Origin of the sequence: Edaphobacter lichenicola (assembly GCF_014201315.1) — a bacterium.
GTDB lineage: Bacteria > Acidobacteriota > Terriglobia > Terriglobales > Acidobacteriaceae > Edaphobacter > Edaphobacter lichenicola_B.
Map to the genome: position 1 here is coordinate 112,602 of NZ_JACHDY010000001.1, position 18,679 is coordinate 131,280.

Here is an 18,679-nt window from a genome sequence, read left to right on the forward strand (position 1 = left end):
GGAGGCTTGAAGAGATGATCAAGCCTCCAGACAGGGGAGTTGCTTAGGCGAGCGAGGGCTTGGAGCCGTCGGTGGCGCATCCGCCCTTGCCTTTGCAGTCGTTCTTTCCGGGGTGCTTGCCGCCGCCCTGACCCTTACAGTCGTTCTTGCCCTTGCAGGAGTGCTTCGGAAGATCGGGCTTGTCCTGGGCGATGAGGACGCCGGCGTGAACGGTGGTGGTCGGCGTGTTGTTGGCTGGCGCGGTCTGTGCATTCATACGGACAGCGGTGCCGCCCAACAGGCCTGCGAACGCGGCGGCCAAAGCGAGAGATTGTGCTGAATTCTTCATAGTGATGAGCCTTTCCTGGTTGAGCCGCACGCGAGAACGCGCCGGACGTGGATGGTGGCTACTCGGATCGTAGCAAGAAGTTAACGGCGAAACTCCCTACTTCGGATTGCATTCGCGGCAAGGATAGTTCGCCGATTTTTTCCTTGCCGCTGAGTTCGACTACGTCAAGGCACAAAGGTTACAGGTACGGCAGAACATCGGAAGGCTATCACTTCTGTAACCTTTTGGCTCGGGGCTACTCAAACCGGGACACGTTGGATAAATCCATGGCGGCGAGGCCGGAGCAATGGCGCGCTTGCCGGAGTTGAAGAATGATCGCGAAGAAATTCCTAGTATTGGCTTTAGGCTTCTTGATGATGGGCTCTGCGCCGTTGACAACTGCGGAGACGCCAGAGGTGGGGCAGAAGGCGCCGGAGTTCCACCTGTCGACTCCGGATGGGCACCCTTTGAGTCTGTCGGAGTTTAGCGCGAAGGGGACCGTAGTGCTGGTTGTGCTTCGGGGATTTCCCGGCTACCAGTGCCCGTACTGCCAGAAGCAGGTGCATGACTTTGTGACGAACGGTGAGAAATTTGTGACGGCAGGCGCGGAGGTGATTCTGGTCTACCCTGGGCCGCCTGCCGACCTTGATCAGCATGCGAAGGAGTTCCTGACGAAAGAGAATCCACTGCCGGGGAATGTGCACCTGGTCATCGATCCGGACTACGCTTTCACGAATCAGTATGGGCTTCGCTGGGATGCGCCGCATGAGACTGCTTATCCTTCTACTTTTTTGATCGACCGCGGGAGCACAGTCTTCTTCAGGAAGGTGAGTCATGGGCATGGTGACAGAACGACTGCGGCGGATGTTCTTGGCGAACTCGAGCGCGATAGGGCTGCGCACTCGCACTAGTTTTATTGACGACGGTGGAGCTGTAACCAATTCCATCGCGGTGGTTCTAAGTAGATGCAGGTCCCAACAGGTTCCTGGCCGAGCCTGCATCAAGATCGGGGCCTGCATAAGATTTATTATTCCGCTCGACGCAGTGGAGAAGAGAGGGTTGTGATGAAAAAACTGCTTGAGCTGTATGCGAAGTTTGCGACGCTGGCCTCTTATTTTCAATCGCCATTTCTGCTGGTGGTGCGGCTCTACTGGGGTTGGCAGCTGGTCCAGAGCGGATGGGGGAAGCTGCATCATCTGGACAAGATCACCGCTTTCTTTACGAGCCTGAATATTCCGTTTCCTGCTGTGAACGCTCCGTTTGTCTCCGGGTTGGAGTTTTTCGGTGGCCTTCTGTTGATTGTGGGGCTTGGATCACGTCTGATTGGATTGCTGCTGACGATCAATTTGCTGGTGGCGTATTGGACTGCAGATCGAGAGGCGCTGTTTGCCGTATTCTCGGATCCTGGCAAGTTCTATAACGCCGATCCGTACACGTTTCTATTCGCGGCTGCGATGGTTCTGGTGTTTGGGGCGGGGCTGTTCTCTGTCGATGCGTTGTTGAAGAGGCGTTATCGAGAATGGATCGAGAAGCAATGACTGCAACCTCCGAGAACAGGAATGAAGCTCAAATGATCGCCTCAATTCTTGCGGGGGGCAATACGCATGAGTTTCATGACCTGATTCAGCCGTACGAGCGCAGCGTGTACAGCATGGCTTTGTCGATGTTGCAGAACGAGGCGGATGCAGAGGACGCGGCGCAGGAGGCGTTTCTCAAGGCGTTTCGCAATCTGGAGAAGTTTCGCGGCGAGGCGAAGTTCAGCACATGGCTGATCAGCATTACTCTGAACGAGGCCCGGAGCCGGCTGCGGCGGAAGAAGACCGCTAAGACGGAGTCGCTGGATGAGTTGCAGGAAGGCGGGCATGTGTCGCCGGCGCTGCTGCGGGACTGGCGGGAGATTCCCTCCGAGGCCCTGGAGCGGCAGGAGGTACGGCTGTTGCTGCAGGATGCGATTGGCGATCTGCCGTTGATCTATCGCGAGGTTTTTGTGCTGCGTGATATGGAGGATTTGAGCGTCAACCAGTCGGCGGAGGCGCTTGGCATCAGTGTTGCGGCAGCAAAAGTGAGATTGCACCGGGCACGGCTGATGCTGCAAAAGCGGCTGGCTCCGCAGTTGAAACAGGTGATGCCGAAGCGGAGGTGGTTCCCATGGTTCTAGAGTGCAAGCATGTGTGGGAGCATATCTCCGGCTATCTGGATGGGACTCTGGATGCGGCGGTGCTGGAGGATGTGCAGAAGCATCTGGAGCACTGCGAGATCTGTTCGGCGATTCTGGATTCGACGCGCAATATTCTGATCCTGACCGCGGATGAGAGGGTCTTCGAGCTGCCGCTGGGCTTTAGCGAGCGGCTCCATGCGAGGCTGGAGGCGGAGATGCGGGGACCTCGCGGGACTGGGGAAGAGATTGGGGAAGAGGGCGATAGCTAAGTGGCGTGGTGGAGGAGGGAGTGGAGGATACCCTCGGCGGCTACCAGGAGGAGGGTGGCGATGGCGAGCGTGATCTGGAGGAACTCCGATCGACGCTGGCTGGGAGTGGCAGGCTGGGTGCGCCACTGCGACGAAGGGCGGGTGCGCAGGGAGCGAATGCGCCAGAGGACGTAGAGGTTGATGAGGGAGCCGAGGGTGGCGGCGATCATCATGGGGATTCGGATGGCGTCGCTGTGGAAGCCGGTGGGAGGCGGGTGGATGCCGAAGGTTGCCGAGGCCAGGGCGCTGAGACCGATGGCAACACGAACTCCACTGAGGGCGATGACGGCGGTGCAGGCGCTCTGCAGAACGATGAAGACGAGGCTGGTGGCGGTGACGAGCCAGGTCTTTCTGCTCTCTGGAGCTGGAGCAGCGGGTGGTGCCGGGGGCATAGCTATAGAGGAGCGTGTTTGAAGGGCCATCTGTTCCTCTAGTTATAGACGTATCAGACGGCTTGTCGAGGGATCAGGAGAATTTGTCGGCTACATTTTTTTGGAGAGCTCGGGATAGCTCACCACGGGTGGCTAAGCGGAAAGATGAGCTGTCGTACGGGCGATTCAGGCGACTCGAATGCTATTGCTGCGGCGGCTTCGATGTTCAGGGTCAAATCGCTGACGAAGAACAACTTCCCTTGATCGTCTGTGGACTGGCCGATGCGAACGGGGTGCCGGTGCACTGACTCGAAGGATATGTCGAAGGACGCGAGGGAGGCGATGAGTCCGCGGCCGTCTGCTTTGAGAACTGCTTCCTTCCGGGTCCAGTAGCGATAGAAGGTCTTGATGCGGGAGCGGGGATCGGCGATCGCTGCCAGGCACTGGTTTTCGCTTGCCGTGAAGTTGTACTGGGCGACCTCCATGATGTCGGTCGAGCGGTCGAAGTACTCCACATCCACTCCGACGGAACCGGTGCGGGTAAGCGCGATGAGGATGGTGTCTTCGGAGTGAGCTACGTTGAAGGCTATGCTGTCTCCGTTGATGGGAGAGAGTTTAGGTTTTCCATGAACTCCGGTCGAGATTGGCAGAGAGCGGGAGTCCAGGCCGGAGGCGTTTCCGAGAAGGATTCTCAGGCATGCTCGTCCAATGGAGAAATGGTCCTGCACCCGCCCGGGCCGACAACGGTTTGAATGGAGTTGTTCGGGCGGAGCGAGAAACGGGGCGAAGCGGTTGTGCAGCCCCGTGGCACCGGCCAGATCGATCCGCCAGAGTTGCACTTCGCCGGTCTCGAGTGGCGGAAGGATATCGACCTGTTTCCAATCACTCGACATAAGAGACAACCGGGGGCGCGGTGCAACTGTACTGCAATCATAGCCACTCCTGGGTACTTAAGTTCTTCCCCGTCTGGAGGGCGTCGAAATGCTGGGAAATCTACAACTTTCCGGTATTTCCGGGCACGATTGTTTTAATCCATCTTTCGAATTGTGCGTACAATTAGGCAACATGAACGGGTTGACTTCGAGAGCTTCTGGCAGTACCTTTCGCTCAAGTTGCATCCATCAGTTGAATGGATAGATCGATTAGTTAATTGATGGAGCGATGTAAGCGAAGTTGCGATCGATTAGCCAATGCCGGCGGGCACTCTGAATCAATTCGTCTTTGCTGCGGTTCTGATCTGCGTGGGGCTCAATGGAGAACAATGGGCATGTTAAGAATTCGGCCATTGAGGGCGAGCGACTGATGGATCTACGTCCCCAGGCTTCCGAGGTTCCGGGGAAGAGCGGATTCGACGGAAGGGCTCTCGACACGATCGTCAGTGTCTTTGAGCGGGTGGCTGCGGCAAAATCGGACCAGGTTGCGATCGTCTGCGGAGAGGTTCGTTGGACCTACGGCCTGCTGAATGCGAGGGCGAACCACCTTGCCAGGCGGTTGCAGGAGCTTGGGGTTCGAACGGACTCGTTTGTTGCGATCTATCTGGACCGCTCGCCTGAGATGATCGTGGCAATACTCGGCATCCTGAAGGCTGGCGGCGCGTATCTGCCCATCGACTTTGGGTATCCTAAGACCAGGGTTCTGGAGATGCTGGAGGACGCGAGGCCGGTGGCTATCGTAACGACCGCAGCTCTTGCTTCGGGGGTGTCGGGAGAGTTAACTAGCTTATCTGTGTCGGTTGTGGAGATGGAGGGTGGGTCTTCTATTCCGAACTCTGCGACGCTGAACTCTTCGGAGCCGGACAGTCCTCCGTGTGCACCAAGGGGAGAAGATTTAGCGTATCTGATGTACACCTCGGGATCGACGGGCAAGCCGAAGGGCGTGATGGTGACGCACAGGAATGTGCTTCGTCTTCTGGAGCAGACCGACGCGTGGTTTCACTTTGGAGCGAACGATGTCTGGACGATGTTTCACTCCATCGCGTTCGATTTTTCGGTGTGGGAGATATGGGGACCGTTGTTGACGGGCGGGAGGCTGGTGATCGTGCCGTTCGTCGTGAGCCGTTCGCCGCAAGAGTTCTACGAGCTTCTCTCGAGGGAGCGGGTGACGGTGCTCAATCAGACGCCGTCGGCATTTTTTATGTTGATCCAGGTGGAGCAGGACAGTGCGGTTTTGCCCCTGTCACTGCGTGTGGTGATCTTCGGCGGGGAGGCTCTGCAGTATCGCAAGCTGGCTCCGTGGTTCCAGCGTCATGGGGATACGGCTCCGCGGCTGGTGAATATGTATGGGATTACCGAGACGACAGTCCACGTGACGTACCGGCCGATCACTGCGGGAGAGGCGGAGTCGGTGCAGGAGAGTCTGATTGGGACGCCGATACCCGATATGCAGCTTTATCTGCTCGATGAAGCAAAGAAGCCAGTGCAAGAGGGTGAAGTGGGCGAGCTCTATGTAGGCGGAGGCGGGGTGACGCGCGGCTATCTGAATCGTCCGCAGCTGAACGCGGAACGGTTTATCGACGATTGCTTCAGGCGGGTGCCTGGTGACCGGCTCTATCGTACCGGCGATCTTGCGCGTATTCGTCCTGATGGCGAGATTGTGTATCTCGGCCGGAACGATAGCCAGGTGAAGATCAACGGGTTTCGCATCGAGCTGGGAGAGGTCGAGGCTGCGCTGGCTGAAGCGCCGGGGGTCAAGCAATCGTGCGTGGTGGCGCATACGGATAAGACGGGAACTCAACGGCTGGCGGCTTACTTTGTTGCGGCTCCGGGTATTGAACTGACCGCCAGGATGCTTGGCGAGTTTTTTGTTTCGAAGATGCCTGCGCAGATGAGGCCTTCTTCGTACACCGCCTTGCAGGAACTTCCCTTGACGGTGAACGGCAAGCTGGATGTAGCCGCATTGCCTGCTCCTTCTGTGGGGTCCGCTGGCGTCGTTCCAGCGGGTTCGACGCAACAGTCGCTGTCTGACACCGAGGAGCGGGTGTCGCGAGTGTTTACCGATGTACTCGATCTGCGAGGGATTGGGTTGGACGATAATTTTTTTGATTCGGGGGGGACGTCCCTGCTGCTGATCAGCGCTCATCTGCGGCTGCAGGCGCAGTTCGAGCGGCTGATTCCGATTACGTTGATGTTCGAGTGCCCGACGGTGCGGTCGTTAGCGAAGCGCCTCTCGACCAATGGATCTTCGGCTTCGGATAAAGACGCAATTCAGCAGCAGGCTCAGAAGGCCAGAGGTGCGTTCGCGCGGGCTCGGGCGACGAAGGGCGTGGCGTCATGAGTGAGCGATTGAATCAAGAGACGCGTAGGACTGACGCGGATGCGGGCGACGAGCAGATGCTGGACTGCGTCGCAATCATCGGCATGTCGGGACGGTTTCCGGGCGCGCCGGATGTGGAGACGTTCTGGCAGAACATCGCTGCCGGGAAGGTCACGATCTCTCACTTCTCTCCGTCCGAACTGGAGGCGAGAAACAGCGCAGGGCTCGAGTATGGCTCGGACTATGTTGCTGCACGCGGTGTGCTTGATGACCCCGGCATGTTCGACGCTGAGTTCTTTGGCATATCGCCTCGCGATGCCGAGAGCATGGATCCTCAACATCGGATCTTTCTGGAGACGTGCTGGAATACGCTGGAAGATGCGGGCTATGATCAATCGACCTATGCGGGGCAGATCGGACTCTTCGGTGGCTGCAGTCTCAACACATATTTGCTGGCGAATCTTTGCCGCGATCGAGCGTTTATCGATGAGGTGACGGGGAACTATCAGGTTGGCGAGTTTCGGTCGTTTATGGGGAACGACAAAGACTTCCTGACGACACGGGTTGCCTACAAGTTAAATTTGCGTGGGCCGTGCATCAGCGTGGCTTCGGCGTGTGCCACTTCGCTGGTTGCAGTCGCGCAGGCGAGCCAGAGCCTGCTGAACTACCAGTGCGATATGGCGTTGGCGGGTGGTGTTTCGGTGACGTTTCCGCAGAGACGCGGGCACCTGTATTCGGAAGGAAGCATTGGATCGAAGGATGGCTTCTGCAGGCCCTTCGATGCTGCCGCGACTGGTACGGTCTTTAGCCATGGTGCGGGTGCGCTTCTGCTGAAGCGGTTGGAGGATGCTATCGCAGACCGCGACCATATCACGGCTGTGATTCGTGGGTTTGGAGTGAATAACGACGGCTCCATGAAGGCTGGATACATGGCTCCGGGTGTGGACGGTCAGTCGGGCGTGATTGCTGCCGCGCAGGCGATGTCTGGGGTCGATGCGCGCACCATTACTTACATTGAAGCTCATGGAACGGCGACGCCGTTGGGTGATCCGATTGAGGTTGCGGCGTTGACGAAGGCTTTTCGCTTGAACACGGCGGCGTCAGGCTTCTGCGCGATTGGTACCGCAAAGGCAAACGTTGGGCATCTGGACGCTGCCGCGGGAGTGGCGGGGGTGATTAAGACGGCGCTCTCTTTGAAGAAAGCGACGCTGCCTCCTTTGGCCAACTTTGAGAGTGCTAATCCGAACATCGACTTTGAAGATTCGCCGTTCTATGTCAATCGTGAGTTGAGTCCATGGCGATCTGATGGGCCGCGACGCGCCGGGGTGAGCGCCTTCGGAGTTGGTGGCGTAAATGCGCATGTGGTGTTGGAAGAGGCGCCTGCACTGCAGCCTTTGGCAGCTACCTTGCGTTCGGCGCAGTTGCTCTGTGTTTCGGCGAGATCGCAGTCTGCGCTGCCGGTTGCTATCGGCAATCTTGCTCGATACATCAAAGAGCACCCTGAAGTTCCGCTCGAAGATGTTGGCTACACGCTTGCGGTCGGAAGAAAGGCGTTTGATCACCGTGCTGCGTTTGTGTTTGCAGGCGCTGAAGATGCCATTGCGAAACTTTCGTCAGCCAAGCCGGAGGCGAATCGAGTTGTGCCGGCCAAGCGGCCAGAGGTTGTGTTCCTGTTTCCAGGGCAGGGGGCGCAGTTTGCGGGCATGGGTAGCTCGTTGTATAAGAGCGAACCGTTGTACCGTCGTGAGGTAGAGGAGTGCTGCGAGATTCTGCGACCTTTGCTTGGCCTCGACCTCCGCGAGATTCTCTTTCCGGTGGATGTGGCGACGCCGGAGGCTGCGGAGAGGATTCAGCAGACGCAGTTCGCGCAGACGGGAATCTTCGTGACGGAGTTCGCGATGGCGAAGCTCTGGCAGGCGTGGGGGATTGAACCGCGAGCCAGTGCGGGCCACAGCATCGGGGAGTATGTGGCGGCTGTTCTTGCAGGGGTTATGAGTCGCGAAGATGCTCTGCGACTGGTGAGCATTCGCGGACGGATGATGCAGGAGATGCCGCGCGGAGCCATGGTGGGCGTGCGGCTCAGCGAGTCGGAGCTTCAGCCGTATCTTGCCGCTGATATTTCGATTGCTGCGTTGAATGCTCCGAAGCTGAGCGTCCTGGCAGGGCCGCTTGAGGCCGTTGAGAGGTTGGAGAAGAGGCTGACGGCGGATGGGGCGCTCTTTCGCAGGCTGCGTACCTCGCACGCATTTCATTCGTCGATGATGGATCCGATGCTGGCGGGGTTTGAGGCGGAGGTTGCCAAGGTCACGCTGCACCGTCCCGTTCGCCCGTATGTTTCGAGCTTCACTGGGACATGGATCGAACCGGAACAGGCGACTAGTCCGCGCTTCTGGGCCGATCAGGTTCGTAACCCTGTTCGCTTCGCCGATGCGCTGAAGACGCTGATGTCGACTCCGCAGATATTGTTGGAGGTTGGACCGGGAAATACGCTGGCTACGCTCGCGCGTCAACAGCCCAATAGCAGTACGGCCGTTATCGTCTCGTCACTTGCGCAGCGGGATGAACAGTCTCCCGTGGAGGCAGGTTCGCTCCAGGAGGCGCTTGGGCAACTCTGGCTTGCGGGGGCGACGCCTGACTGGACGAAGGTATATGCAGAGGAGAGGCGGCAACGAGTCTCGCTGCCAACCTATCCATTTGAACGCAAGCTGTACTGGGTGGAGCCGCCACCATTTACGGTGGGCTCGCAACCTATCGAATCGCCAATCATTTCTAGAGCAGAGATGCTCGATATAGAACGCGGAGGTGAAGTTATTCCCGCCGCAATGGAACCGTTGAAAGAGGCACCAATGCAAGAACGCAAGCTGCGTCTGCAGCCGATTGTTTCAGAGGTCTTTACTCAGCTGAGCGGGATCGAAGTGACCCCCGATCAGGTGGATCATCAGTTTCTGGAGCTTGGGCTTGACTCGCTGTTTCTCACCCAGGCGACTCAAGGCATTCAGAAGAAGTTCGGCGTGAAGCTGACCTTCCGCCAGATCATGGAGCAGTACTCCACGATTGCGAGTCTTTCCGGCTATCTGGACAGCGTGCTTCCGCCGGATGCGTTTCCGGCAGCGGTGCAGGTTCAGGCTGCCCCTGTCCAGATGGTGGCTACTCCTTCCAGCGTCTCCGCGCCGGTTGCGAACTTCTCGGGTTCGGCCTCGTCGGCCCCTGCCGGGTCTGCTGCGGAGCGGCTTTTTAGTGAGCAGATGGCGATGATGTCGAAGGTCTTTGAGCAGCAGATGGCAGCGTTGCGCGCAACGACGGGATTGCCGGCGGCTGTCTCATCGGCGGCCTCAGCAGCGGTGACGGCGGCTACGCCTGGTGTGGCCACTGCTGCGTCATCATCATCAGCGGCACCGGCATCGACGGGAGAAACGGCTGAGGTCAAGCACGGATCTTACAGGCCGCTGCAACCGCGGGTTCAGCAGGATCTTGACAGCGATCAGCAACAGTATCTCGACGCGCTTATTGCGAAGTACGAGAAGAAGACGCCAGGGTCCAAGCGTCTGACAGACAAGGCGCGGGTTCATCTTGCCGACCCTCGTGCGGTTGCCGGTTTTAGGCCGCAGTGGAAGGAGATGGTGTATCCCCTTGTGACCGAGCGCGCCAAAGGTTCGCGGATCTGGGATGTCGATGGCAATGAGTACATCGACATCGTGAATGGTTACGGGGCGATCATGTTCGGGCACTCTCCGCAGTTTGTGTTGGACGCTGTCCATAAACAGATTGAAGAAGGCGTTGCCATCGGACCGCAGTCTCCGCTGGCGGGTGAGGTTGCGGCACAGATATGCGAGCTGACGGGAAACGATCGGGTGACCTTCTGCAACACTGGGTCGGAGGCGGTGATGGCGGCCATTCGCGTGGCCCGCACGGTTACGGGACGCGATCGCATCATTTACTTTGCCGGCGACTATCACGGAACGTTTGACGAGGTTCTTGTTCGCAATACGCCACGGGGAACGGTGCCGCTTGCGCCGGGCATTCCGATTGCGAATACAGGAAATGTGGTTGTGCTGGAGTATGGGGCCGACGCTTCGCTTGAGTACATTCGCAAGAATGCGAGTGAGATTGCGGCGGTTCTGATTGAACCGGTGCAGACGCGCAACCCTGGTCTGCAACCCATTGCTTTCATCAAGACCGTGAGACAGATTACGGAGCAGGCAGAGATTGCGCTGATTATCGACGAAGTGGTTACCGGCTTCAGACTTGCCCCCGGGGGGGTGCAGGAGACCTTCGGGGTGAGAGCCGATCTTGCGACGTACGGCAAGGTGATCGGCGGCGGGTATCCGATTGGAGTGCTCTCGGGCAAGGCGCAGTTTATGGATGCGCTCGATGGCGGCGCGTGGCAGTACGGCGATGCTTCGATCCCTGAGGTTGGCGTGACCTTCTTCGCGGGGACGTTCGTTCGACATCCACAGGCGCTCGCGGCGGCACGTGCGGTTCTCAATCATCTGAAGGCTGCTGGGCCGCAGCTTCAACTTGATCTGAATCGAAAGACCGCTGAGATGGCGACGCGGCTGGATAACTTTTTTGTTGAGCGCGGCGTTCCGAGCCGGATCAATCACTTCGCGTCGTGGTTTTACTTCACCTTCCACGGTGACGCTCGGCTTGGCAGTCTGCTGTACTACGCGATGCGGGAGAAGGGAATTCACATTCAGGAAGGTTATCCCTGTTTCCTTACGACGGCGCACACCGACGCGGATCTGCAAACCGTTGAGGACGTATTCCGTGAGACGGTCGAAGAGATGCAGTCCAGCAACGCACTTCCCAGCCACGGGGAGCACCAGAGTCATGCGGTTGTAGCGCCGGTGTCTGCGATGCATCCTGCGGCTCTGAAGGATTCTCCTGTAAAGGTTCCGATCACTGAGGCGCAACGGGAGATCTACTTTGCGGCTGCGTTGGGCGATGAGATGAACTGTGCGTTCAATGAGTCGGTGACGCTTCGTCTGCGCGGCAATGTTGATGAAAGAGCATTGAAGCAGGCGCTCGAATCCGTGTTTGCTCGACACGATGCGCTGCGCAGCACTATCAGTGAGGATGGCGAATCGATAATGATCGCTCCGGCCTTTCACGGCGCTGTCGAACAGGTGGATCTTTCTTCTGCGGCAGATGCCTCTCGGGAGCAGACGGTGCACGAGGCGATTGAGAGGGAGGGGAGGATACCCTTCTCGCTTACGGAGGGGCCGCTTGCACGCGCAACGATCTTTAAGATGTCCGCCGATGAAACTGTGCTGCTCTTTACGGGGCATCATATTGTTCTGGATGGATGGTCTGTGAACCAACTATTCGAAGAGATCAGCAAGTTCTACAGTGCGAAGGGGAGCGCGAGCGAAAAACTGCTTCCTCTGCTTCCGTTCAGTAGTTATGCGGTTCAGGAGCAGACCCGTCAGACGTCGGGTGAGTTTGCGGACAATGAAGCTTACTGGGTTAATAAGTTTTCCGGCCTGGCACCGGTGCTCGATCTGCCGACCGACAGACCTCGCCCGGTGAATAAGACTTATCATGGAGCAACGTTGAAGGGCAGTCTTGGGCCCGCTCTGTATACGGATTTGAAGGGTGCAAGCGCTCGGCTGGGTTGCACGCTTTATGTCACTCTGCTCTCGGGCTTTCAACTTTTGCTGCATCGTTTGACCCGTCAGCCGGAGGTAGTGGTTGGCATCTCTACGGCAGGGCAGGCTCTGTTTCAGAATGCTAGCCTCGTCGGACATTGCGTTCACTTTCTGCCGATGCTGAGCCAGTTGACAGAGGCGGAGACGGCGAAGAGTCATCTTGCTGCGACTCGCAATGTGCTCTTCGATGCGTTCGATCATCAGGAGTTTACTTACGGCAGCCTGCTTCACAAGCTTTCGATTCCGCGAGATGCGGGGCGGCTACCGCTGATCGAGGTTCAATTTAACCTTGAAAAGATCGGAGCACGTATTGGCTTTGATGGCCTGTCAGCGGAGATCAAGGCAAACCCGAAGCAGTTTGTAAATACCGATATGTTCCTGAATGTGATCGAGACCGAAGACGATCTCAAATTCGACTGCGACTTCAATACTGACCTCTTTGACGAAGAGACAGTTCGCCGCTGGATGCACCAGTATGCCAATCTGCTGAGTAGTGTTGTGCGGGATGCGACGTTGCGGGTGGATGAGCTTGAACTGCTGGACGAGAAAGACCAGCGGGAGATAGTGGAGGGTTGGAACCGGACCGAGGTGGAGTTCGGCCGCGAGTTTGTTCCGATCCATCGGATTGCGGAGTTGCGAGCCCAGAAACAAGCCGATCAGGTAGTGGTAGAGTGCGGTTCGAAGAGATGGACGGGAAGGGAACTGGATCAATATTCGAATCGTGTTGCGCATCGATTGCAGCAAGAGGGGCTGAAGGCGGGAGATCTGGTTGGGCTCTGTGTAGAGCGGTCGGTGGAGATGCTTGGGGCGCTGCTTGGAGTATTAAAAGCCGGGGGGGCGTATGTGCCGCTGGATCCGCGGCATCCAAAGGATCGGCTGGAGATGGTGCTCGAGGATGCGGGCGCTGCGTTGCTGCTAGTGGGAGGTTCGTTCTCTACCGCACAGCCGGGATTCAAAACCTCGGCGAAGGTAGTGGTACTGGATACGAAGATAGCCGAGGAGAGCGATGCGCCGCTTGAAGTGCCAGCTGCGGCGGATTCGCTGGCGTACGTCATCTATACCTCTGGTACAACTGGCAGACCGAAGGGTGTAGCCGTTGAACAGGGCGCTCTGATGAACTTGTTGCAATCGATGGAGCGGGAGCCTGGCCTGAATCGTGCGGATGTTCTGGTAGCGGTGACCACACTGGCCTTCGACATCGCGGGACTCGAATTGTTGTTGCCCTTGTTGACGGGAGCGCGATTGGTGATCGCGAACGAAGAGGAGGTTGCGGACGGCTACCTGTTGCTGCAGCTGCTGCAACGTAGTAAAGCGACCGTGCTGCAGGCCACTCCCGGCACCTGGAGAATGCTGATCGACGCGGGATGGAGCCGCGAGTTGCCGCTGAAGGTTCTTTGCGGTGGCGAAGCGCTGCCGCGAGACCTGGCGGATCAGTTGGTGGAGAGAAGCGAGCAGGTGTGGAACGTCTATGGGCCGACTGAGACGACCATCTGGTCATCCGCTACACGGGTCACCGCTGGCACGGGACCGTTACTGATTGGGCCTCCGATTGCGAATACACAATTTTATGTGCTCGATCATCGGCTGCACCCGGTGCCCGTAGGAGTTGTGGGAGAACTGTACATAGGAGGCACGGGGCTGGCGCGTGGATATTGGAAGCGTCCCGATCTGACTGCCGAACGGTTCCTGCCTAATCCATTTGCCAAGGGGCGCGTTTACAAGACGGGAGATTTGGGTCGCTGGCATGTCAATGCGGAGGGACAAGGACAAGTAGAGTTGCTCGGCCGCACCGACTTCCAGGTCAAGATTCGCGGCTATCGAATTGAGTTGGGAGAGATTGAGGTTGCACTGAACAGGCACCCCGCAGTGCGCGAGGCTGTGGTGGTCGCGCATACGAGCAAGAGCGCCGGAGCAGCGATCACTCGGCTGGTGGCCTATGTCGATGCCGGCAACTCCGCTGAACACGCTACGGCGCTAACAGCAGATCTGCTCACGATGCTTGCTGGCACACTGCCGGAATACATGATTCCTGCGGCAATCTTGCCGCTGCCTCAGCTTCCACGATCTCCGAACGGAAAGATAGACCGCAAGAGACTGCCGGATGCGGAGACTTTTCTGAAGGCAGGTCTTCACTCTGCGCAGCGGCCTTTCACTGCCCCTGCGACGGCAGAACAAAAGAAACTCGCGGAGATTTGGGCTGAGGTGCTTATGCTTGACCGCGTTAGCATTACAGATAGTATCTTTGAGCTTGGCGCGGACTCGTTGCTCATCTTCCGAATCGCCGCACGCTCGCAGAAGGAAGGTTTGAACGTAACGGCAGCGCAGATATTCAAGCATCGGACGATTCTGGCATTGTCCGATAGGTTGGGGGAGCAAGCGGAGACAAGATCCAACACGATCAAAGCAGCGCCGCGAATTACTGTCGCTCCGCGAAAGACTTATCGTGGTGAGAGTGGGACGCGCGGATGAAGCAACATTTCCAATCTGCGACGGGGGTCACTACGAATACACCTGACGAAACGCCTGTCGTAAGCTCGACGGCGCCGCAGGCGGACGAAGTATACGTCATGCCTGCTACGCAAGGACAGGTTCGCTTCTGGTCGCTGGATCAGATGCATCCCGGCAATCCCGCGTTGAATATGCCGCTGATGTGGCAGTGCCTTGGCGAATTGAATGTGGATCTGCTGGCGAAGGCTTTTACCCTGGCGGTACGACGACATGAGATGTTGCGAACGACTTTCGCGATGGTGGATGAAAGACTATCGCAGATCATCGGGGTACCCTACAGCGTTGCACTGCCGGTCAAGGATCTGCAGCACTTGCCCGACGCGGCGAACTCGCCTGAGGCAGGCAGACTAATCCGTGAACACGCGGCTTACCGCATGGACTTGTTCAACGGACCGCTTCTTGCTCTCAAGCTGCTGAAGTTTGCTCCGCAGCATCATTTGCTGCTCGTCACGATGCACCACATCATTTGCGATGGCATCTCTCTTGGCATTCTGCTGCGCGACATTGCGGTCTTTTATGAAGCTCTGATGGAAGAGAAGGAACCTGTTCTGTCAGACCTGCCGATTCAGTTTGCTGACTTCGCTGTCTGGCAGGAGGAGTGGCGAAAGAGTGAAGCTGCAGAGATGTCGCTGAACTTCTGGCGAAAGACTTTGGGGACAAACTTTGGGCGACTTGAACTTCCTCACGATGCGACCCCTGAAGGCCGGAGAGACGTCCGTACGGACTCCGAATCAGGAGACATCGAGACGCTTCTCATTTCACCGGAGCTCACCGCGCTGGCTCACAAGTTCTGCAAAAATCAAAACGTAACGTTGAATATCCTGTTGTTCAGCATCTTCTGCGCTCTGTTGCACCGGATGACCGGGCAGCGGGATATTGTCATTGGATCTCCGTGCGCGAACCGGAACGAAGATACGGAAGAGCTGATCGGGCTCTTTATGAATATTCAGGTGCTTCGAGTGGGGATCGAACCACAGGAGACCTTTCGATCGCTGCTTACGAAGGTGCAGGACTGGACGCTGGGCGCATACGAAAATCAGGAGCTTCCGTTTGAAGAGCTGATCTACGACTCACATTTCTCGCACAACAATACTTCGTTTGAAATCCCGATCTTCTTTTTGTATCAGAAGTCTTTTATGGTGATCCAGCGGGTTGCCGGACTTGAGATCACACCACTGAGGTCGATGAGTCCAGGGGCCGTCTTCGAGTGGATGTTCGCCATCGTCGACCGGCCGGAAGAAGGGCCGCGGCTGCAGCTTGAATACAATCCGAACTATTTTCGCCCAGGGACTATTCAACGATATCTGAAGAGTTTCATAGCTCTGCTGGAGTCTGCTGTGCAGGAATCATCGATCCAGTTGGAGAAGATGGCTCCGGCAGACGATTTCCTTCCTGCCAAACTTCCTGATACCCAGAGCCAAGGTGTGCCTCGCAGAAACATGCGGTCAGTCCATGAGAAGCAATTTGATGGTGGCGCCGCGATCATGGAGAAGTTGGACGAACAGGTTGCGACGATCAGTGATCCGATCGAGATTCAACTGCTCGAGCTCTGGCGTTCGATGCTGGGCGTCGAGGAGATATCGGCCGATACCAACGTGTTTTCGCTTGGAGTCAGTTCGCTTTCCATCCTTCGCCTGGTTACACGCATGAACAGCCTGTATTCCATGGGGTTCGGCCTGGCCAGTCTGATCTCCGCACCGACGATCAAGATGGTTGCGGACCTCGTCCGCAGACGCTACGCGCCAAACACGGTGACATCGCTGGTGCCGATTCAACCTGTAGGTACGAAGCGGCCTCTCTTTATTGTTCATGGGGCGGGAGGCAACGTAGTCAACTTCTATGGCATTTCGACAAGAATCGGTGCAGACCAACCAGTTTACGGAGTGCAGGCGCAGGCGCTTGAGCTAAATCAGCCTGCGCTGCTCCACCTCGAGGATATGGCCGCTCACTACCTGAAAGAGATTCGACGGGTCCAGCCAAAGGGGCCTTATCATCTGCTCGGTTACTCCTTCGGTGGAATCATGGTACTCGAGATGGCCCATCAACTCCTAGCGGCGGGCGAAACAATTGGCCTGCTGGGGATGCTTGATTCGCGAGCAAGAGATTACATCCAAGGATTGTCCGCCGAACCATCCTCAAGCAATGGGCCGGGCCAACCCGCCGGTCTTGTTGGTTTTTTTCACAGTCAAAGAGGGCATGGGGGCGCCAAAGGGTGGTGGGATTTTTTTCTCAAAGATTTTACGGAACGTAGAGTGCGCTACACCATTACGATCGCCGCACGAATGTTCTCAACATTGCCAGCTTTTCTTAAGAATACTCACGAGATTAACGCAGTAGCTGCACGAAACTATAGAGTGAAATCAGTCTCACAAAAGTTGACTCTTTTTCGGGCCGCGAAGCAGGCGGATAGCAGCATTCCTTCTGACAACGGCTGGTCGCCAATCTTCAAAGGCGGCGTCGAAGTTCATGAGGTTCCCGGCGATCACTGGCAGGTTCTATCTGTACCTGGAATCGATGTGTTAGCGAAGTCGATCCATGGGTGCCTGAGTCGATTTGATGAACCAACAGGGTAGAAGTGCCCGTCTGCAGGGTGCTCTATTGAAGCAGGTGCGGCGGCTTCAGAGCTGTCTCGACTGAGGCTGCTTTAGACTCTGGACTCCAATGCTCTATCTTGACTTCGCGAAACGGACTCGACGTTCCCGATTCGAGCAGAGGCGGTTTTGTTTCTCGAATGGTCTGATCGAAGAAGGCCAGTACGTAGGCGCGGACGATAGTTTCTATACGCGCCGGCGAAATATGGTCGGGTTGTGTCCATCTGCGCCACGGACTAACAAGAGGATGATCTGTAAAGTCCATATGTGCGGTGTTGCTGATGGACACCTTATACCCGCCAAACTGCCTGAGACTTGTATCGACCTCGTTGCGATCGGTTGCGTTTAGTTCCGCTTCGGCGTGTGCGGCAGCCCCCATCGTTCCTGGATCTGGTGGGAGCGAGCCGCCTGCTGCTACTCCGTAAAGGAACATCGTCGGCTGGTTGGCCGGGCGCTGGCGGAGATCTCCGAATGTCCACCCGTCCATATTTACTGCGGATTGGATTCGGGCGTCTACGGAACACATCTGCACGGCTGCAGCACCGCCGAAGGAATGGCCTAAGGCGCCGGCTCGCTGAGTATCGAGTCGACCATACCAAGGGCTCTTTTGATCTAGATTGTCGCTCTGCAGCGTGTTGAGGATAAAGACCTCGTCGGCCACCCATTTATTTAGCTCTTTATTCCACGTCTCGGTAATTTCACCAACCGAATGAAGATTGGTATCAATTGGGTCGCTTCCATCGATGTCATCGACGATACGATCTCCGGGCAACTCAACTCTGCTGGAGTTGTAGGTGTGATCAATTGAGGCGACTACATAGCCATGACTGGCAAGGTCCTCGGTCAGAAACGTATCCTGTGTTCGTCTTCCTGCCCAGCCATGGTTGAACAGCAAGACGGGAAACGGGCCGCCCTGAGCTGCCACGGGGGCATCTTCTCTGGAGTTAGTCCAAAGGACGCTTCGATAAGAGGTGAGTGGAATTGTCTCGGACTTCCTCTCGTAGGCTGCCAGATGATTGTTCGACGGATCGGCTGGGTACCATAGCTGCACCACTAATTCTCTGGCGGTTCCGGGTTTCTCTGCTTTGTCCTCCGTGCGACTCGAATCTTTTAGATAAATGATCCGTGTTCCTACGGGATAGGGCCCCGTTGGTTTAGGAAGAGTAAACATGGGCACGATCAGGAGGAGACCGAACGTAGTGACGGAAAGCAGCGCGACAGCAATGGCCACGGGGTTTCTCATCGATGGATAGCGTGAAGCTCGACGAGATGCTGGTATCAGTAGCCAGGCCACGAGCAGGACGAGACCCGCCAGGGCTGGGAACATCTGCCAATGTGTTCCTTCATGGAGGACATGCCAGATCGCGACGAGGACTCCGAGCACCGCAAAGGTCCTCGACCAACTTGCGGCGGATTTCGTCATCTGCGCCGCGGCGGCAGCAATCAGGGTCGCAATTAAAATAACTTCGAATAGTCGCATAACCTGTCGAGAATACTCATCCGGCGACACGATGGAGCAGCTCGGATAACTCCTGA

11 protein-coding genes are annotated in these 18,679 nt (G+C 57.1%); 7 read left to right on the forward strand and 4 right to left on the reverse strand.

Features of this window, described 5'->3' with window-relative positions; genetic code table 11:
- Positions 1–43: 43 nt before the first annotated feature.
- Positions 44–328 carry a hypothetical protein gene (locus tag HDF09_RS00490; protein WP_179638355.1) on the reverse strand — a complete coding sequence of 95 codons (285 nt, stop codon included), beginning with the start codon at positions 326–328 and terminating at the stop codon, positions 44–46.
- A 311-nt stretch (positions 329–639) separates the two neighbouring features.
- On the opposite strand from HDF09_RS00490, the gene HDF09_RS00495 reads away from it, so the two are divergent.
- The 4 genes from HDF09_RS00495 (at position 640) to HDF09_RS00510 (ending at position 2,734) form a co-directional block, all read left to right on the forward strand.
- Positions 640–1,218, forward strand: a complete 579-nt coding sequence (locus HDF09_RS00495) for a peroxiredoxin family protein (RefSeq protein WP_183760236.1) — start codon at positions 640–642, stop codon at positions 1,216–1,218.
- A gap of 153 nt (positions 1,219–1,371) precedes the next feature.
- Complete coding sequence (locus tag HDF09_RS00500; RefSeq protein ID WP_183760238.1) at positions 1,372–1,845, forward strand: DoxX family protein; 474 nt, start codon at positions 1,372–1,374, stop codon at positions 1,843–1,845.
- On the forward strand, positions 1,842–2,465 hold the full coding sequence (locus HDF09_RS00505; RefSeq protein WP_183760240.1) for a sigma-70 family RNA polymerase sigma factor: 624 nt from the start codon (positions 1,842–1,844) through the stop codon (positions 2,463–2,465). Before HDF09_RS00500 ends, HDF09_RS00505 begins: the two co-directional genes overlap by 4 nt.
- The gene (locus HDF09_RS00510; protein WP_183760242.1) at positions 2,456–2,734 is read left to right on the forward strand and encodes an anti-sigma factor family protein; all 279 of its coding nucleotides are present in this window, start codon (positions 2,456–2,458) and stop codon (positions 2,732–2,734) included. Before HDF09_RS00505 ends, HDF09_RS00510 begins: the two co-directional genes overlap by 10 nt.
- Here HDF09_RS00510 and HDF09_RS00515 read toward each other — a convergent pair.
- Together HDF09_RS00515 and HDF09_RS00520 are read right to left on the reverse strand one after the other, a co-directional pair.
- Positions 2,731–3,195: a hypothetical protein gene (locus HDF09_RS00515; RefSeq protein WP_260180838.1), complete on the reverse strand. Its 465-nt coding sequence runs from the start codon at positions 3,193–3,195 to the stop codon at positions 2,731–2,733. The genes HDF09_RS00510 and HDF09_RS00515 overlap by 4 nt on opposite strands.
- Before the next feature lie 89 nt (positions 3,196–3,284).
- Complete coding sequence (locus HDF09_RS00520) at positions 3,285–4,037, reverse strand: 4'-phosphopantetheinyl transferase family protein (protein WP_183760244.1); 753 nt, start codon at positions 4,035–4,037, stop codon at positions 3,285–3,287.
- A 409-nt stretch (positions 4,038–4,446) separates the two neighbouring features.
- Between HDF09_RS00520 and HDF09_RS00525 the strand changes: the two genes are divergently transcribed.
- Genes HDF09_RS00525 through HDF09_RS00535 form a run of 3 tightly spaced genes read left to right on the forward strand, consistent with a single transcriptional unit; the run spans position 4,447 to position 17,125 of the window.
- On the forward strand, positions 4,447–6,417 hold the full coding sequence (locus tag HDF09_RS00525) for an amino acid adenylation domain-containing protein (RefSeq protein WP_183760246.1): 1,971 nt from the start codon (positions 4,447–4,449) through the stop codon (positions 6,415–6,417).
- Positions 6,414–14,513, forward strand: coding sequence for a hybrid non-ribosomal peptide synthetase/type I polyketide synthase (locus tag HDF09_RS00530; RefSeq protein ID WP_183760248.1), 8,100 nt, complete (start codon positions 6,414–6,416; stop codon positions 14,511–14,513). Before HDF09_RS00525 ends, HDF09_RS00530 begins: the two co-directional genes overlap by 4 nt.
- Positions 14,510–17,125 (forward strand): condensation domain-containing protein, encoded by a 2,616-nt coding sequence (locus tag HDF09_RS00535; RefSeq protein ID WP_183760250.1) that lies wholly within the window; start codon positions 14,510–14,512, stop codon positions 17,123–17,125. Before HDF09_RS00530 ends, HDF09_RS00535 begins: the two co-directional genes overlap by 4 nt.
- A 22-nt stretch (positions 17,126–17,147) precedes the next feature.
- Here the strand turns inward: HDF09_RS00535 and HDF09_RS00540 are convergent, their stop codons facing one another.
- On the reverse strand, positions 17,148–18,623 hold the full coding sequence (locus tag HDF09_RS00540; protein ID WP_183760252.1) for an alpha/beta hydrolase family protein: 1,476 nt from the start codon (positions 18,621–18,623) through the stop codon (positions 17,148–17,150).
- Positions 18,624–18,679 lie beyond the last annotated feature (56 nt).

What these genes read in the sequence shown, in the direction of transcription:
- HDF09_RS00510 (WP_183760242.1), top strand. Translation starts at nt 2,456, where the DNA reads ATGGTTCTAGAGTGCAAGCATGTGTGGGAGCATATCTCCGGCTATCTG.
- HDF09_RS00520 (WP_183760244.1), bottom strand. Translation starts at nt 4,037, where the DNA reads ATGTCGAGTGATTGGAAACAGGTCGATATCCTTCCGCCACTCGAGACC.
- HDF09_RS00490 (WP_179638355.1), bottom strand. Translation starts at nt 328, where the DNA reads ATGAAGAATTCAGCACAATCTCTCGCTTTGGCCGCCGCGTTCGCAGGC.
- HDF09_RS00540 (WP_183760252.1), bottom strand. Translation starts at nt 18,623, where the DNA reads ATGCGACTATTCGAAGTTATTTTAATTGCGACCCTGATTGCTGCCGCC.
- HDF09_RS00515 (WP_260180838.1), bottom strand. Translation starts at nt 3,195, where the DNA reads ATGGCCCTTCAAACACGCTCCTCTATAGCTATGCCCCCGGCACCACCC.
- HDF09_RS00530 (WP_183760248.1), top strand. Translation starts at nt 6,414, where the DNA reads ATGAGTGAGCGATTGAATCAAGAGACGCGTAGGACTGACGCGGATGCG.
- HDF09_RS00535 (WP_183760250.1), top strand. Translation starts at nt 14,510, where the DNA reads ATGAAGCAACATTTCCAATCTGCGACGGGGGTCACTACGAATACACCT.
- HDF09_RS00525 (WP_183760246.1), top strand. Translation starts at nt 4,447, where the DNA reads ATGGATCTACGTCCCCAGGCTTCCGAGGTTCCGGGGAAGAGCGGATTC.
- HDF09_RS00495 (WP_183760236.1), top strand. Translation starts at nt 640, where the DNA reads ATGATCGCGAAGAAATTCCTAGTATTGGCTTTAGGCTTCTTGATGATG.
- HDF09_RS00500 (WP_183760238.1), top strand. Translation starts at nt 1,372, where the DNA reads ATGAAAAAACTGCTTGAGCTGTATGCGAAGTTTGCGACGCTGGCCTCT.
- HDF09_RS00505 (WP_183760240.1), top strand. Translation starts at nt 1,842, where the DNA reads ATGACTGCAACCTCCGAGAACAGGAATGAAGCTCAAATGATCGCCTCA.